At 64.3% G+C, this 14,166-nt stretch carries 14 protein-coding genes; 7 read left to right on the top strand and 7 right to left on the bottom strand.

Going from position 1 to position 14,166, the window contains the following annotated elements; translation table 11 throughout:
- Nucleotides 1-110 precede the first annotated feature (110 nt).
- Nucleotides 111-764 (top strand): potassium channel family protein, encoded by a 654-nt coding sequence (locus PG881_RS10575; protein ID WP_011707709.1) that lies wholly within the window; start codon nucleotides 111-113, stop codon nucleotides 762-764.
- Nucleotides 761-2,116 (top strand): TrkH family potassium uptake protein, encoded by a 1,356-nt coding sequence (locus PG881_RS10570; RefSeq protein ID WP_270799842.1) that lies wholly within the window; start codon nucleotides 761-763, stop codon nucleotides 2,114-2,116. Before PG881_RS10575 ends, PG881_RS10570 begins: the two co-directional genes overlap by 4 nt.
- Before the next feature lie 27 nt (nucleotides 2,117-2,143).
- Here PG881_RS10570 and PG881_RS10565 read toward each other — a convergent pair whose 3' ends face one another.
- Nucleotides 2,144-2,971 (bottom strand): AraC family transcriptional regulator, encoded by an 828-nt coding sequence (locus PG881_RS10565; protein WP_270799841.1) that lies wholly within the window; start codon nucleotides 2,969-2,971, stop codon nucleotides 2,144-2,146.
- A 100-nt stretch (nucleotides 2,972-3,071) separates the two neighbouring features.
- Here PG881_RS10565 and PG881_RS10560 point away from each other — a divergent pair, with 100 nt between their 5' ends.
- Together PG881_RS10560 and PG881_RS10555 are read left to right on the top strand one after the other, a co-directional pair.
- A complete protein-coding gene (locus PG881_RS10560; protein WP_049045960.1) occupies nucleotides 3,072-3,605 on the top strand; it encodes a carboxymuconolactone decarboxylase family protein in 534 nt (177 codons plus the stop codon).
- Between the two features lie 13 nt (nucleotides 3,606-3,618).
- Entirely contained in the window at nucleotides 3,619-4,053 is a 435-nt protein-coding gene (locus tag PG881_RS10555; protein WP_017409799.1) for a DUF417 family protein, read from the top strand.
- Between the two features lie 41 nt (nucleotides 4,054-4,094).
- Here PG881_RS10555 and PG881_RS10550 read toward each other — a convergent pair whose 3' ends face one another.
- A complete protein-coding gene (locus PG881_RS10550) occupies nucleotides 4,095-6,062 on the bottom strand; it encodes a DNA topoisomerase III (protein WP_270799840.1) in 1,968 nt (655 codons plus the stop codon).
- Nucleotides 6,063-6,424: 362 nt separating this feature from the next.
- Between PG881_RS10550 and PG881_RS10545 the strand changes: the two genes are divergently transcribed.
- Together PG881_RS10545 and torA are read left to right on the top strand one after the other, a co-directional pair.
- Nucleotides 6,425-7,555, top strand: coding sequence for a NapC/NirT family cytochrome c (locus PG881_RS10545; RefSeq protein WP_270799839.1), 1,131 nt, complete (start codon nucleotides 6,425-6,427; stop codon nucleotides 7,553-7,555).
- A 22-nt stretch (nucleotides 7,556-7,577) separates the two neighbouring features.
- Nucleotides 7,578-10,058, top strand: coding sequence for a trimethylamine-N-oxide reductase TorA (gene torA, locus PG881_RS10540; RefSeq protein WP_270799838.1), 2,481 nt, complete (start codon nucleotides 7,578-7,580; stop codon nucleotides 10,056-10,058).
- Nucleotides 10,059-10,205: 147 nt separating this feature from the next.
- Here the strand turns inward: torA and PG881_RS10535 are convergent, their stop codons facing one another.
- From PG881_RS10535 to PG881_RS10520, 4 genes are all read right to left on the bottom strand, one after another.
- Nucleotides 10,206-10,667, bottom strand: coding sequence for a hypothetical protein (locus tag PG881_RS10535; protein WP_010635837.1), 462 nt, complete (start codon nucleotides 10,665-10,667; stop codon nucleotides 10,206-10,208).
- Nucleotides 10,668-10,708: 41 nt separating this feature from the next.
- Nucleotides 10,709-12,058: a sensor histidine kinase gene (locus tag PG881_RS10530; protein WP_005306363.1), complete on the bottom strand. Its 1,350-nt coding sequence runs from the start codon at nucleotides 12,056-12,058 to the stop codon at nucleotides 10,709-10,711.
- Between the two features lie 37 nt (nucleotides 12,059-12,095).
- On the bottom strand, nucleotides 12,096-12,752 hold the full coding sequence (locus PG881_RS10525) for a response regulator transcription factor (RefSeq protein WP_011707717.1): 657 nt from the start codon (nucleotides 12,750-12,752) through the stop codon (nucleotides 12,096-12,098).
- Nucleotides 12,753-12,838: 86 nt separating this feature from the next.
- A complete protein-coding gene (locus PG881_RS10520) occupies nucleotides 12,839-13,171 on the bottom strand; it encodes a PepSY domain-containing protein (RefSeq protein WP_005306369.1) in 333 nt (110 codons plus the stop codon).
- 63 nt (nucleotides 13,172-13,234) lie between these two features.
- Between PG881_RS10520 and PG881_RS10515 the strand changes: the two genes are divergently transcribed.
- Complete coding sequence (locus PG881_RS10515) at nucleotides 13,235-13,480, top strand: PepSY domain-containing protein (RefSeq protein ID WP_010635834.1); 246 nt, start codon at nucleotides 13,235-13,237, stop codon at nucleotides 13,478-13,480.
- Nucleotides 13,481-13,524: 44 nt separating this feature from the next.
- Here PG881_RS10515 and PG881_RS10510 read toward each other — a convergent pair whose 3' ends face one another.
- The gene (locus tag PG881_RS10510; RefSeq protein WP_270799835.1) at nucleotides 13,525-14,157 is read right to left on the bottom strand and encodes a protein-methionine-sulfoxide reductase heme-binding subunit MsrQ; all 633 of its coding nucleotides are present in this window, start codon (nucleotides 14,155-14,157) and stop codon (nucleotides 13,525-13,527) included.
- Nucleotides 14,158-14,166: the final 9 nt, after the last annotated feature.

Raw genomic sequence — 14,166 nt, 5'->3', positions numbered from 1 at the left:
GGCAAGCGGGCAGTCTACCTTATATTGCCGCCGGACGAAAAATCCGCCCCCCTTTTCGGACTCATGCCGCAGGAGTAGAGTATCCGGCTCCGACGCTTGAGGAAGTACTCATGAACAACCAATTTGCCGTCATCGGCCTGGGACTGTTTGGCAGCGCCCTGTGTGAAGAGCTGCAACGGCAGGATGCCGAGGTGCTGGCGATAGACATCGACGAGAGCAAGACCCGTCAGATTGCCACCCTCTGCAACCACGTCATCGTCGCCGATGCCACCGACGAGGCCACGGTGGCCGAGCTGGGGCTGGCCGACTTCGACATCGTCTTCGTCGCCATCGGTGACAACCTCGAGACCAGCATCCTCACCACCCTCGTCCTCAAGGAAGCCGGCGTGAAGAAGGTGTGGGTCAAGGCGCGCGACAAGTTCCACGCCAAGATCCTGCAGAAGGTGGGGGCCGACAAGGTGATCAACCCGGAGTGGGACATGGGCCGCCGGGTCGCCCAGAGCATGCTGGACAACCGGCTGTTCGACTATCTGGAGCTGGGCCACGACATGGTGCTGACCGAATTCGTCATCGGTTTGCCGCAAAATGGCCGCACCCTCGCCGACCTGCATCTGCTGCAACAGACCGAACTGCAACTGCTGGCCATCAAGCGCGGCCAGGTGCTGCACAACGTGCTGACCGGCAAGATGGAGCTGCAACTGGGTGACATCCTGATCCTGGCGGGCAACAAACACGCCATCGACCACTGGCTGGAAACCCTATGACCCGCTGGCGTAGCAACTACGCCTTCGCCCTGTACCGGGACGACGAGTCGCGCTGGAGCGAAGCCAAGCTGATCCTCGGCAGCTTCCTGATCATCCTGCTGGTCGGCACCCTGTTTCTGGTGCAGCCCTCCAGCCACAACGGCGAAGTGAGCTTCATCAACGCCCTGTTCACCGCCACCTCGGCCATCAGCGTGACCGGGCTCGGGGTGGTGGATACCGGCACCGCCTTCACCCTGCAGGGGCAGATTTTTTTGCTGATGCTGATGGAGATTGGCGGCCTCGGCCAGATGACCATGACCCTACTGCTGATCGCCATGTTCAGCAAGCGGGTCGGCCTGCGCCAGCAGGTGCTGGCCAAGGAGGCACTGGGCCAGGAGGGGTCGGTCAACATCATCCAGCTGGTGAAGCGGATCGTGCTGTTCGCCTTCATCGCCCAGCTCATCGGCACCGGCCTGATGGCCATCCGCTGGGTGCCCGAGCTCGGCTGGGAGCGCGGCCTCTATGTCAGCTTCTTCCACGCGGTCTCGGCCTTCAACAACGCCGGCTTCTCGCTGTTCGCCAACAACTTGATGGACTACCGGGATGACCCCATCATCAGCCTGACCATAGCCGCGCTGATCATCCTGGGGGGGATTGGCTTCACCGTCATCGTCGACCTGGTGCGCAACCGCCGCTGGCGCAAGCTGAAGCTGCACAGCAAGCTGATGCTGATCATGACACCGGCCCTGCTGCTGCTGGGTACCCTGATGTTCTGGCTGCTGGAGCACAACAACCCGGGCACCCTCGGCAAGGCCTCCTTCGGCGGTCAGTGGCTGGCGGCCTTTTTCCAGTCCACCAGCGCCCGTACCGCCGGCTTCAACTCCATCGATATCGGCCAGATGGTGCCCGCCTCCCTGCTGTTCATGATGATGCTGATGTTTGTCGGGGCCGGCGCCACCTCCACCGGGGGCGGTATCAAGGTGACCACCTTCGCGGTGGTGCTGCTGGCGACCAAGGCGTTTCTGACCAAGCGCCCCCACGTCACCGCCTTCGGCCGCACCCTGTCACCCCAGATAGTGACCCGATCGCTGGCCATCATCATCGTCAGCACCATGGTGCTGATGCTGGCCATGTTCCTGCTGATGCTCACCGAGCAGCAATCCTTCGACAAGATCATGTTCGAGACCATCTCGGCGTTTGCCACCGTGGGGCTCTCCACCGGCATCACCGCCGGTCTGAGCGAACCGGGCAAGCTGATCCTGGTGCTGGTGATGATCTGCGGCCGTCTCGGTCCGCTGACCCTGGCCTTCATGCTGGCCCGCCCGAGCGAGACCCGCATCAAGTATCCGGAAGAAGCCGTCTACACCGGCTGATGACACCGGGGCCCGCCGTGGCCCCGGTCATTCGCGCTGCCGCGTCTTGAGCCAGCGTCCCGGGCTCATGCCGAACTCCCGTTCAAACGCCCGCCCAAAGGCGGTTCCGCCGCTATACCCCGCCCCCAGCGCCACCTGAGTGATGGACTCCCCTGCCAGCAGCTGCTGACTGGCCAGCATCATGCGCCAGCGCGTCAGATAGCCCAGTGGCGTCTGCCCGGTCAACGCCTGGAAATGGGCGGCGAAGCGGGCGCGCGACATGCCCGCCTCCCGTGCCAGCGTCTCGACCGTCCAGGGCTCGTCCCCGCGCTGATGCATGACCGCGATGGCCCGCGCCAGACGCGGGTCGGAGAGCGCAGCCAGCATCCCCTGCCGGCAGTGCCCCTGCTCCACCAGATGGCGCAGCAGCAGGATCAGCAATACCTCCAGCAGACGGGAGAGGATCGGTGGCTGACCGTAGCGGTCGGCGAAGGCCTCCTCGAACAGCAGGGTCAGCACCGGCGCCATGGCCGGGATCGTCTGCAGCGGCAGTACCAGGGTATCCGACAGCGCCAGCTGCAATGGTGAGTCACCGGTCGGTCCGAACGACACGCTGGCGCACACCAGATCGCAACCTGCCAGCTGACGCGGCTCGAGCCAGTGTCCCCGCCCACGAGGAAACAGGATCAGGGTCGGTTCGGTCAGCAACAGGGGTTCACCCCCCTCTTCGCGCAGCAGCAGTTCGCCACGGCGCAACAGGTGCAGATGACCGCCGGCTGGATAGTCGCTGCTGTGAGAGTGCTGACACAGGTTGCCGGCAAAGAAGAGATTGGCCCGGGGCGCGGCATGGGCCAGCAGTATCGAGAGTGGATCCATGTTTGAGACGATAAGTCGCCAATAGTGGACTATGGGTGATAAACCGTACCATTAAAACCGGCATAGTGTCTCCCGTACCCAACCCAAACAGGAGCACACCATGAGTCGCATTCACCCCGTGAGCCAGCCCAAACCAGCTGCCGCCCCCACCTTCGCAGCCCTCAAAAGCAGCCTTGGCAAGGTTCCCAACCTCTACGCCACCCTGGCCCATTCACCCGCGGTGCTCAACGGCCTGCTCGGTTTTGCCGATGCGCTGGGCAAAGGGCGGCTCAGTGCCCGCCAGCGGGAGCTGCTGGCACTGGCCATCGGCCAGGCCAACGCCTGCCAATACTGCCTGTCGGCCCACACCCTGCTGGCTGGCCGGGCCGGTTTCGATGACGACGCCATCCGGGCTGCACGTCTGGCCCAGGCGGCGGATCCACTCGACCACGCCCTGCTGCAGCTGGCGGTCGCCCTGGTTACCCAGCGCGGTGTCATCAGCGATCAACAGCTGGCCGCAGCCCGTGCCGCGGGCGTGGATGATGAGCTGGCAATGGAGGTACTGGGGCAGGTGGTCATCAATACCCTGACCAACTACGGCAATCATCTGGCGGCAACCGACATCGACTTCCCGCCGGTCACTCTCACCCCCTGACAAAGGAGCATGAATGGAACGCCATGACCGAGGTTTTCTGATCGCCCTCGCCGGGGTGGTACTGACCCTGCTCTGGATCGGTGTGTTCAAGTTCACGCCGACCGAGGCGGCGGCCATCCGGCCGCTGGTGGCAAGCCACCCGCTGATGAGCTGGCTCTATGCCGTGCTCTCGGAGCAAGCCGTCTCCAATCTGATCGGACTGGTCGAGATCCTGATCGCCGGCGGTCTGATTGCCGGCCTGTGGCGACCACGTCTGGGCTACTGGAGCAGCCTGGGGGCCATCCTGACCTTCCTCGTGACCCTCAGCTTTCTGCTGACCCTGCCGGGCGTCTGGAAGCTGGTCGACGGAGTGCCGGTCACCGAGTTCTTCATCTTCAAGGATCTGGTACTGCTCGGCGTTGCCTGGCACTACCTGAATTTGAGTCGCGCCAGACTGGCCGACGCCTGAGGACAATGCCTTTTTGCGCCCCGCCAGGGGCGCTTTTTTTGTCAGGCAGCCTTGGCCGGCCGCTTGCTCCCCCGCTTGGCAGTCCCGCTCGTGCCAACAGCTGCCGTGCTGCGCTTGCGCTTGGCAAAGCGGCGCTTGTCGGCCCCGGGCGCTGCCTTGGGCAGGGCGCTGAAGCTGGCTCCCGAATCCTGTCTGGCGCCGTCGATCAGGCCGTTCAACTGCTCGGTCAACGGCCCCATGAATTGCTGATAGCTCGTCTGCCGCTCGGCTATCCGGCCGAGGTGCTGTTCCCACAACGCCGTCATGTCAGGGGTAGTCGCCGTGGCAGGCAGCGCCTGAATGAGAGCCCGCCCGGTCGGGGTCGCCTTGATGCTCTTGCCCTGGCGCACCAGAAAACGGCGCTTGAACAGCAGATCGATGATGCCCGCCCGGGTCGCCTCGGTGCCGAGGCCGTCAGTTTCGCGCAGGGTCTTGCGGATCTCGGGATCCTGCACGTAGCGGGCGATGCCGGTCATGGCCGCCAGCAGGGTGGCATCGGTGAACGACTTGGGCGGCTGGGTCATCTTCTCCTGCAGCTCCCCCCGCTCGCACAACAGTTGCTCGCCCTTGCGCAGGGCCGGCAGGGTCCCCGCCTCCTCTTCATCATCTTCCTCCACCCCGAGCAGCGCCTTCCAGCCCGCCTTGAGGATCCGCCGCGCCTTAGCCTGGAACAGCCCGCCGGCGATGCGCAGCAGTACCTTGCTGTCGTTGTACTCGAACGGCGGGTAGAACTGCAGCAGGTACTGACGGGCAATCAGGCCGTAAAGCTTCGCCTCGTCAGCCCCCAGCGTGGCCGGGTTGCCCTGTTTCTCGGTGGGGATGATGGCGTGGTGAGCATCCACCTTGCTGTCGTTCCACGCCTTGCTGCGGATCTTGCCGTCCGCCTCGCTCACCGCCTTGGCCAGCGCCGGCGCCGTGCTGGCGATGGCCTCCCGTACCTGGCCGGCCCGGTTGAAGTGATCGCTCGGCAGGTGACGGCTGTCGGATCGCGGGTAGGTAATCAGCTTGTGGCGCTCGTAGAGCCCCTGACAGACGTCCAGCACCCGCTTGGCGTCCATGCCGAACCGCTTGGCGGCATCGATCTGCAGGCTGGAGAGGTTGTAGGGCAGCGGCGCCGCCTGCTTGCGGGCCTGCTCCTCCACCTCTTCCACCAGTGCGGGTTGGCCCTGGATCCGCTCCACCACCTTGGCGGCCAGCGCCCGGTTTAGCACTCGTCCCTCCTCGTCCTGCCAGGGCAGACAGGCCTCGGAGGGCAACCACTTGGCGCTGAAACGCTCGTTACCTTCGGTCTGTAGATGGGCCAGCACCTCGAAGAAGGGTTTGGGCACGAAGGCTTCTATCTCGAGATCCCGCCGTACCACCAGCCCCAGCAGCGGCGTCTGTACCCGGCCGACCGACAGCAGCTCGCTGCAACCCCCCTTGCGGCCAAGCAGGGTATAGGCGCGGGTCATGTTGATGCCGTAGAGCCAGTCGGCCCGGCTGCGGGCCAGCGCCGACACCGCCAGCGGCACGAACTCCTTGTTGTCTCTGAGCTTGTCGAGGGCACGGCGCACCGCCGGCGGGTTGAGATCGCTGATGAGACAGCGCAGCACCGGCCTGGTTTTACCGTAGCCGAGGAAATCGATCACCTCGTCCACCAGCAGCTGCCCCTCCCGGTCCGGGTCACCGGCGTTGACCACGCAGTCGGCCTGTTTGATCAGCCGCTTGATGACGGTGAGCTGGGTCTTGGTCTTCGGCTTGGCCACCAGCTGCCACTGGGCCGGGACGATAGGCAGTGACTCCATGCGCCACTGCTTGTAAGCGGCGTCATAGGCATCGGGCTCGGCCTGCTCCAGCAAATGGCCGATGCACCAGGTCACCACATCCCCCTGCGCGGTTTCGATAAAACCGTCCCCCTTCTTGTGGGGCTTGGGCAGCACGTCGGCAATGGCACGTCCCAGACTGGGCTTCTCGGCGATGAAGAGTCGCATGGCAAACACCTGAATACTGTATATGCGAACAGTATATAACGGGGCCCGGGCAAAGCCCAAGCCCTCCGCGGGTGCGAGGCGACAGGCCCTTGCCGAGGCAGGAGCGATTGAGGGGGGTGGCGGGCGGGTGCACAGCATCGCCAGGGCGTGGATGGCAGGCCCAGGTTGGTTATGCCTCAAACGAGGACAAAAAGACGGTAAAATCGCAGGAAGTTAAATTAAATTCAATTAAATGATAAATTACAAAATAATAAATGCATTTAAAATAACAATGCAAAATATAAATCATGATAGAGGTCAATCAACTACCTCTCCATGGATACTACTATATTGGTAATATTTGATCGTAGGAAAACGCCGTCATGCTTGGAAAATTGTTGAGAAAAACCTGGTTCTGGCTACTGCTGCTCGGAGCCCTCTTGGGCGTTGCAGCGCTGGGGGTCACGGTGACCGTCATGCACAAGACCAGCTCCACCGAGTTCTGCGTCTCCTGTCACTCCATGCAGACCCCGCTGGCCGAGTATCAGGGCAGCGTCCACTTCCAGAACGTGAAGGGCATCCGCGCCGAGTGCGCAGACTGCCACATTCCGGGTGATCCTACCTCCTATCTGTGGACCAAGATCCGCGCCGTGAAGGACATCTATCACGAGGCGCTCGGCACCCTCGACACCCCTGAGAAATACGAGGCTCACAAGCTGCGCATGGCGCAGTCGGTGTGGGACGAGCTGAAAGCCAACGACTCCGCCACCTGCCGCAGCTGCCACAGCTACGCGGCGATGGACATCCTGGCCCAGCGCCCCAACGCCCGTGCCGAGCACCCGGTCGCCATCAAGGAGGGCCAGACCTGCATCGACTGCCACCGCGGCGTCGCCCACATCATGCCCGACATGAGCGGCCTGGCCGCCGCCGGTGCCAGCGAGCTGGCGCAAGCCGCCGCCCAGACCCCGGCCAGCGTCACCACCCGTTACGCCATCGCCACCACCCCGCTCTATCTGGATGCCAGCGCCAAGACCGACGAAGGCACCCTGATGCCCTCCACCCAGGTGGAAGTACTGGCCAACGACAACGGTCGCGCCCAGGTGCGCATCGACGGTTGGCAGCAGGATGGGGTGAGCGAGGTGTTCTACGCCGCTCCCGGCAAGCGCATCCTGAGCACCCTGCTCGGCGACAAGGCCAAGGCGCAGCTCACCACCGGCAAGAGCGAAACCGACAGCGCCACCAACCTCACCTGGCATCAAGTCAGCCTGACCGCCTGGGTGGATCAGAGCCAGCTCATCGGCGATCAGGGCAAGCTGTGGCAGTACGCCTCCACCCTGATGTCCAACAACTGTACCGGCTGCCACGGCCTCACCGCACTGGATCACTTCAACGCCAACCAGTGGATCGGCGTCATCAAGGGGATGGAATCACGCACCTCCCTGACCCCGGAACAGGCACGCATGTTGACCCAATACGTCCAGAAACATGCCAGTGACATGAACGCGGCGCACTAAGGCTGGCACAGAGGAAATCGTCATGACTTTTTTTACCGATAAGCAAACCAATCTCTCCCGCCGCAACCTGCTCAAGGGGCTGGGCGCCTGCGCCGCCCTGCCGCTGCTGGCCGGCGTCTTCCCGAAGAGCGCGCTGGCCCAGGCCATCAGCACGGCGCTTGAACAGTTTCCGACCCTGGTGCCGGCCCAGAAAGGCATCCTGACCGGCGCCCACTGGGGAGCTTTCGAAGCCATCGTCGAAGAGGGCCGCATGGTACGGGTCCAGCCGGTGGCCGATGATCCGGCCCCCAACGATCTCATCGACATGGCGCCGTTCCAGGTCCACGCCAAAAACCGCATCAAGTACCCCATGGTGCGCAAGAGCTGGCTGGAACAGGGTCCGGGCGCCAAGCCCGAGCTGCGTGGCGCCGACGAGTGGGTGCGGGTGAGCTGGGAGAAAGCCATTGAACTGGTGGCCGGCGAGATAGGCCGGGTGCAGAGCGACTTCGGCCCGCAGGCGATCCACGCCGGTTCCTACGGCTGGAAGAGCGTCGGCATGTTCCACAACAGCCGCACCCTGTTGCACCGCCTGATGAACCTGGCGGGCGGCTTCACCGGCTATGCCGGCGACTACTCCGCCGGCGCCGCCCAGGTGATCATGTCCCACGTGATGGGCTCCATCGAGGTGTATGAGCAGCAGACCGCCTGGCCGAACGTCATCGAGCACGCCGAACTGGTGGTGCTGTGGGGGGTCAACGCCCAGGTCACCCTGAAAAACAGCTGGAACATGCCGGATCACGAGGGTCAGGCCGGTTTCAAGGCGCTCAAGGAGAAGGGTACCCGCATCATCAGCATCGACCCGGTCTACAACGAAACCGCCAAACTGGCCGGGGCCGAGTGGATTGCACCGAATGCCTACACCGACGTGGCCATGATGCTGGGGGTGGCCCACACCCTCTACAGCGAGCAGAAGCACGATCAGGCCTTCCTCGATCGCTACACCACCGGCTTCGACAAGTTCCTCGCCTATCTGCTCGGCAAGGAAGACGGCCAGCCGAAGAGCGCCGAGTGGGCGAGCACCATCTGCGGCGTCGATGCCAAGGTGATCCGCCAGCTGGCCCTCGACATGGCGTCCAAGCGCACTATGATCATGGCGGGCTGGGGCATGCAGCGGCAGCAGCACGGTGAGCAGCCCAACTGGATGCTGGTCACCCTGGCCGCCATGCTGGGCCAGATCGGCCTGCCGGGTGGCGGTTACGGCTTCAGCTACCACTACTCTTCCGGTGGCAGCCCCACCGCCAAGGGCGGCATCCTGGCGGGCATCTCCGCCGGCAATGCGCCGAAGAACGGACCGGCGCCGATCCCGGTGGCCCGCATCGCCGACTGTCTGGCCAACCCCGGCAAGACCATCGACTTCAACGGCCGCAAGGTGACCTACCCGGACATCAAGCTGGTCTACGTGGCGGGCGGCAACCCCTTCCACCACCATCAGGACACCAACAACCTGGTCAAGGCCTGGCGCAAGCCGCAGACCGTGATCGTGCACGAGCCCTACTGGACCGCCACCGCCAAGCACGCCGACATCGTGCTGCCGGCCACCACCAGCTACGAGCGCAACGATCTGGAGATGGGCGGCGACTACTCCCAGCGCTACGTCTTCCCGATGCACCAGTGCGTGCCGCCCCAGTTCGAGGCGCGCAACGACTTCGACATCTTCCGCGACGTGGCCGCCAAGCTGGGTCTGCAGGAGCAGTACACCGAAGGCAAGGACGAGATGCTGTGGCTCAAGCAGATGTATGACGGCATGGCCGCCCAGGCCCGCGGCGCCCGGGTGGCACTGCCGCCATTCAACATGTTCTGGGAGTCCAACAACTACATCCGCTTCCCGGTGCCCGAGGCGAACCGCCAGTGGATCCGTCACGCCGATTTTCGTGAGAACCCGCTGCTCAACCCGCTCGGGACACCGTCCGGCAAGATCGAGATCTTCTCCAGCACAGTGGCCGGCATGGGTTATGCCGACTGCGCCGGCCATCCCAAGTGGTATGAGCCCAAGGAGTGGATCAAGAGCAAAGAGGCGACCCGCTATCCGCTGTCGCTCAACACCTCCCACCCGACCCAGCGGCTGCACTCCCAGCTCGACAACACCCCGCTGCGGGACAAGTTCGCCGTCGCCGATCGCGAGGCGATCCTGATCCACCCGGACGACGCCAAGGCGCGCGGCATCCAGGATGGCGATCTGGTGCGGGCCTTCAACGACCGCGGCCAGATCCTGGTGGGGGCCCTGCTCTCGACCGACATCCGCCCCGGGGTGGTACGGGTGTGCGAAGGGGCCTGGTTCGATCCGGCCAAACCGGGCGAGGCGGGGAGCCTGTGCAAGAACGGCAACGTCAACTGCCTCACCTTCGACGAGGGCACCTCCAGCCTGGCGCAGGGCAACTGCGGTCACATGGCCCAGCTGCAGATCGAGAAGTACCAGGGCCCGGCCCCGGTCAACACCGCCCACGCGGTGCCGGCCAACGCCTGAGCAGAGGTCTGAGCAACAAAAACGGCGCCATCAAGGCGCCGTTTTCTTATCTCGGTTTGTGGTGTGACTCAGAAGTCACCCTCAACCATCTACCCTTCCGGACACTCCACCCGCTTTGCAACCAGAGCTGCGGACAAGGGCTCAGAATCAGAAGTCACCCTCAACCATATACTCTTCCGCACACTCCACCAGCTGGGGCCAGAGTTCTTCCGGCACCCAGGCATCCGGGTCATCTTCATCCCCGTCGTACTGGCTCCAGAAGTAGCGGCGCAGGCCGGAGGCGAAGTCATCGCTCAGCTCGGCCAGCTCGGAGAGCGGCCCCAGCCAGGCGATGCGGCGCAGGCCGGAGGCGAGATCGTTGATGGCGTCCATCAGGCCGCGATCGTCGAAGCTCTGCTCCACCAGCAGGGTGAAGCGCTCGCGCGCCCGCTCGGTCTGATCCTCATCCAGCTCGCCCACGTCGGCCAGCAGGTCGACGAAATCTTCCAGCAGGAAGGCAATCAGGCTGTCGCGATCCTCAAACCACTGGATCTGGGCCCCCTTGGTGCCCAGCACGGAGGCATCGAACGAATCGTCGAGGTGACACAGTGCCCATGGATCATCGGTCATGGTTCTCTTCCTCAGGCTAAAACAGGTGCCATATCTTATGCCTAGCTCTCTACTCTTGCCACCTTGGGCAACGAGAGAGAAGCCGCCAACCCGCCCAGTTCGGCGCGCCCCATGATGAGGCTGCCGCGGTAGGCTTCCGCCAGATCGGAGACGATGTTGAGACCCAGCCCCGAACCCGGCACCTTCTCGTCGAGGCGCACCCCGCGCAGCACCGCCTTGGCGATCTGATCCTCGCTCATGCCGGGGCCGTCATCCTCGATGCGCAGGGTGATCCAGCCCCCCAGCTCGGCGCTGGAGATGCGCAGCCGGCCGGCCGACCACTTGAAGGCGTTCTCCAGCAGGTTGCCCACCATCTCGTCGAAGTCCTGCTCCTCCACACCGACCGCCAGGGTGGCCGGCACCTGCAGGTCCACTTCCCGGCCCGGATAGAGGCGGGAGAAGGCGCGGCAGATGTACTCCACCCGCGCCCGCACCGGGGTCGACACCCCGAGGATCTTGGCGGCGCCGGTGACCCGAGCCTTGCCGAGGTGGTAATCGATGTGGCGCTGGATCTGATCGAGCTGCTCGCCGAGGGCGGCCTGATCTTCCGGCGGCAGCTGGGCCACCTGGTTGCGCATGATGCTGAGCGGCGTCTTGAGGGCGTGGGCTAGGTTGCCGGTGTGGGATCGCGCCCGCTGCAGCAGCTCACCGTAGTGGTGCAGCAGCCGGTTGATGTCCTCCACCAGCGGCTGGATCTCCAGCGGATAGCGCAGCCGGAACCCCTCCTGATGGCCCTGATGGACCCGGCTCAATTCGCGGCGCAACAGGTGCAGCGGCCGCAGGCCGTAGACGATCTGGAACATGAAGCCGAGCACCAGCCCGGTCGCGGCAAAGCCGAGGCCGAGGAACAGGCTGATGCGGGTCTTCTTCAGGGTCTGGGTCAGAGCGCTGCTGTCCTTGGCCATCACCAGGGTGAACACCCGATCCGAACCGGGCAGCAGCACGGTACGGGTCATGATCAGCAGCGGCTCCTTGTTGGGCCCCTTGCCGACGAAGAGATCCGGATCGCCGAAGGCCGACTTCAGGCCGTGCACGTCAAGGTGCACATCCCACAGGGAGCGGGAGCGGCTGACCACGCTCTCCCCCAGCTCCAGCTGCCAGTAGTAACCGGAGTAGGGCTGGCGAAAGCGGGGGTCGGCCATGGGTTCGGTGACCACCGGCAAACCATCCGGCTGGATCTCGAGGCGGGAGAGCAGATCGTAGAGCTGCAGGCGGAGGCCGTCGGCCTCCGCCTCCTGCCAGTAGTTGCGCATCATGGTCTGCAGGCTGAAGCCGGTGGCGAACAGGAACAGGCCGCACCAGACCATGGCGATGACCACCAGCCGCCCGCGCAGGGTACGCACCAGCCTCATTCAGCCGCTCCGGCACAAGAGGGCATCAAGAGCCGGCTCATTCGTTGATCCGATAGCCAAGGCCGCGCACCGTCTCGATAAGATCGGAGTGGGTCTTCTTGCGGATCCGGCCGATGAACACCTCCACCGTGTTGGAGTCGCGGTCGAAATCCTGGGCGTAGATGTGGTCGATCAGCTCGCTGCGCGACACCACCTTGCCCCTGTGCTGCATCAGATAGCCGAGCACCCGGAACTCGTGGGCGGTCAGCTTGATGGGGGTGCCTTCGTACCACACCTGGGACGCCGCCATGTCGAGCCGCACCCCGCCGATCTCCAGAATGGAGCTGGCGTTGCCCGCCGCCCGCCGCACCAGGGCATGAACCCGGGCCACCAGCTCGGCCACCTGGAACGGCTTGGTGAGGTAGTCGTCGGCCCCGGCGTTGAGCCCCTCGATCTTCTCGTGCAACTGGCCACGGGCGGTCAACACCAGCACCGGGGTGTCGATCCCCTTGCTGCGCCACTCCTTCAGCACGCTCAGGCCATCGCGGCCCGGCAGACCGAGATCCAGAATGATGGCGTCGTAGGGCTCGGTCTCGCCGAGAAAGCCGGCCTCGTTACCGTCGTGGCAGAGGTCGGTCACGAAACCGGACAGGCGCAGCTGTTCCGCCAGCTGGCCCGCCAGGGTCTTCTCATCTTCAACTATCAGAATTCGCATAAATGGGTATCCAAAGCAGGGTTGTGCCGGTACCGGCGGCGGTTGGGGAACGAACCGGATGGCGGCGCGTTCGCGGACTCACTCCATCACTCCTCTTCCGGGGGCGGACGCGGTTCGAACAGCCGCTCCAGATGATGGCCCTTGAGCCACACCATCTCCAGGTTGTCGGCCCGATAGCCCACCTTGATGACGCTGTTCTCGCTGTCGATCAGCTTGAGTTCGTACAGCCAGATGCCGTCCTCCTCCCCCAGATCGACCCGCAGCACCCGTACCGGCAGGCGGGAAGCCACCTCCATCACCTCATGAAAGGGGCGCACCCGTCCCTCGCTGACCGCCTGCTGCAGCAAGGCCTCGTTCGGCGTGGCCGCCTGTGCCAGTACCGGCAGCAGCAACCCAAGCAGAGACAGGGCTCTATTCATGGATGATTCATCTCCCAAAACCTAACATAATGCCGTTTATAGTCTGCCAGCCATGAATCCGGAATGAATATGATCCGACGCAGTTTCCTGCTGATCCTTTGCCTCTTCTCCACCCTCGGCTGGGCGGCCGAGAGCCGTCTCGACATGGCCGGGCTGGTCAAACTGCTGGTGGCCCAAGGGTATCACGACATTCGGGAAGTGGAGCTGGAAGGGGACAAATTCGAGGTGGAAACCCTGGATGCCCAGGGGCAGCGGGTACGACTCCTGGTGGACGCCCATACGGGTGACATCAAAAAAGAGGCCGACTAGGCCTCTTTTTTATTGCGGGTTGTCGGAGCGGCGCACTGCCGGCCTCATGCCTCTCTCAGTTTCTGCAGACGATGCCGGCGCCAGGGGCGCAGCAGCTTGTCGCGGCGCGGCACCAGCAGGGCGCAGGCCAGCAGCAGGTAGATGAGCGGCTCTTGCCAGCCGCTCTTGAGCGACCACCAGTAGTGCACCGGCACCAGCAGGGCCACCGCGTAGAGCCAGTTGTGCAGCTTCTGCCAGGCCGGCCCCATGCGCCGCAGCAGGGCCGGGACCGAGGTGAGGCTGAGCGCCAGCAGCAACAGCAGCGCCACCATTCCCACTACTATGTAGCTGCGCTTGACCAGCTCGCCGCCAATCAGCCCCCAGTCAAACTGCAGATCCAGCCCCAGCCAGACCATAAAGTGCAGACCGGCCCACGCGGCGCACCAGAGCCCGAGCGGGCGGCGCAGCTTGATGAGCTGCCCCTGCCGCCAGCGTTTGGCCAGCGGCGACACCAGCAGGGTGAGCAGCAGCAGGTTGAGCGCCCCCTTGCCCAGATAGTGGGTCAGCCCCTGCACCGGATCCCCTCCAAGCAGGCCGCCGGGCACGGCCACCAGCAGCCAGAGCAGAAACCCCAGCGAGGCGAGGTGTACCAGCGCCCGCAACAGGGTGATGTGACGCGCCGTCAGTCGCAGAGTCATGGTGTCAGC

This window comes from Aeromonas sp. QDB54, from assembly GCF_027707385.1.
Classification (GTDB): Bacteria; Pseudomonadota; Gammaproteobacteria; order Enterobacterales; family Aeromonadaceae; genus Aeromonas; species Aeromonas hydrophila.
This window is presented reverse-complemented; position numbering and strand designations above follow the sequence as displayed.

Coding starts and splice junctions, on each gene's coding strand:
- torA (WP_270799838.1), top strand. CDS start 7,578: ATGACTTTTTTTACCGATAAGCAAACCAATCTCTCCCGCCGCAACCTG.
- PG881_RS10560 (WP_049045960.1), top strand. CDS start 3,072: ATGAGTCGCATTCACCCCGTGAGCCAGCCCAAACCAGCTGCCGCCCCC.
- PG881_RS10545 (WP_270799839.1), top strand. CDS start 6,425: ATGCTTGGAAAATTGTTGAGAAAAACCTGGTTCTGGCTACTGCTGCTC.
- PG881_RS10530 (WP_005306363.1), bottom strand. CDS start 12,058: ATGAGGCTGGTGCGTACCCTGCGCGGGCGGCTGGTGGTCATCGCCATG.
- PG881_RS10555 (WP_017409799.1), top strand. CDS start 3,619: ATGGAACGCCATGACCGAGGTTTTCTGATCGCCCTCGCCGGGGTGGTA.
- PG881_RS10520 (WP_005306369.1), bottom strand. CDS start 13,171: ATGAATAGAGCCCTGTCTCTGCTTGGGTTGCTGCTGCCGGTACTGGCA.
- PG881_RS10550 (WP_270799840.1), bottom strand. CDS start 6,062: ATGCGACTCTTCATCGCCGAGAAGCCCAGTCTGGGACGTGCCATTGCC.
- PG881_RS10570 (WP_270799842.1), top strand. CDS start 761: ATGACCCGCTGGCGTAGCAACTACGCCTTCGCCCTGTACCGGGACGAC.
- PG881_RS10535 (WP_010635837.1), bottom strand. CDS start 10,667: ATGACCGATGATCCATGGGCACTGTGTCACCTCGACGATTCGTTCGAT.
- PG881_RS10510 (WP_270799835.1), bottom strand. CDS start 14,157: ATGACTCTGCGACTGACGGCGCGTCACATCACCCTGTTGCGGGCGCTG.
- PG881_RS10515 (WP_010635834.1), top strand. CDS start 13,235: ATGAATATGATCCGACGCAGTTTCCTGCTGATCCTTTGCCTCTTCTCC.
- PG881_RS10525 (WP_011707717.1), bottom strand. CDS start 12,752: ATGCGAATTCTGATAGTTGAAGATGAGAAGACCCTGGCGGGCCAGCTG.
- PG881_RS10575 (WP_011707709.1), top strand. CDS start 111: ATGAACAACCAATTTGCCGTCATCGGCCTGGGACTGTTTGGCAGCGCC.
- PG881_RS10565 (WP_270799841.1), bottom strand. CDS start 2,971: ATGGATCCACTCTCGATACTGCTGGCCCATGCCGCGCCCCGGGCCAAT.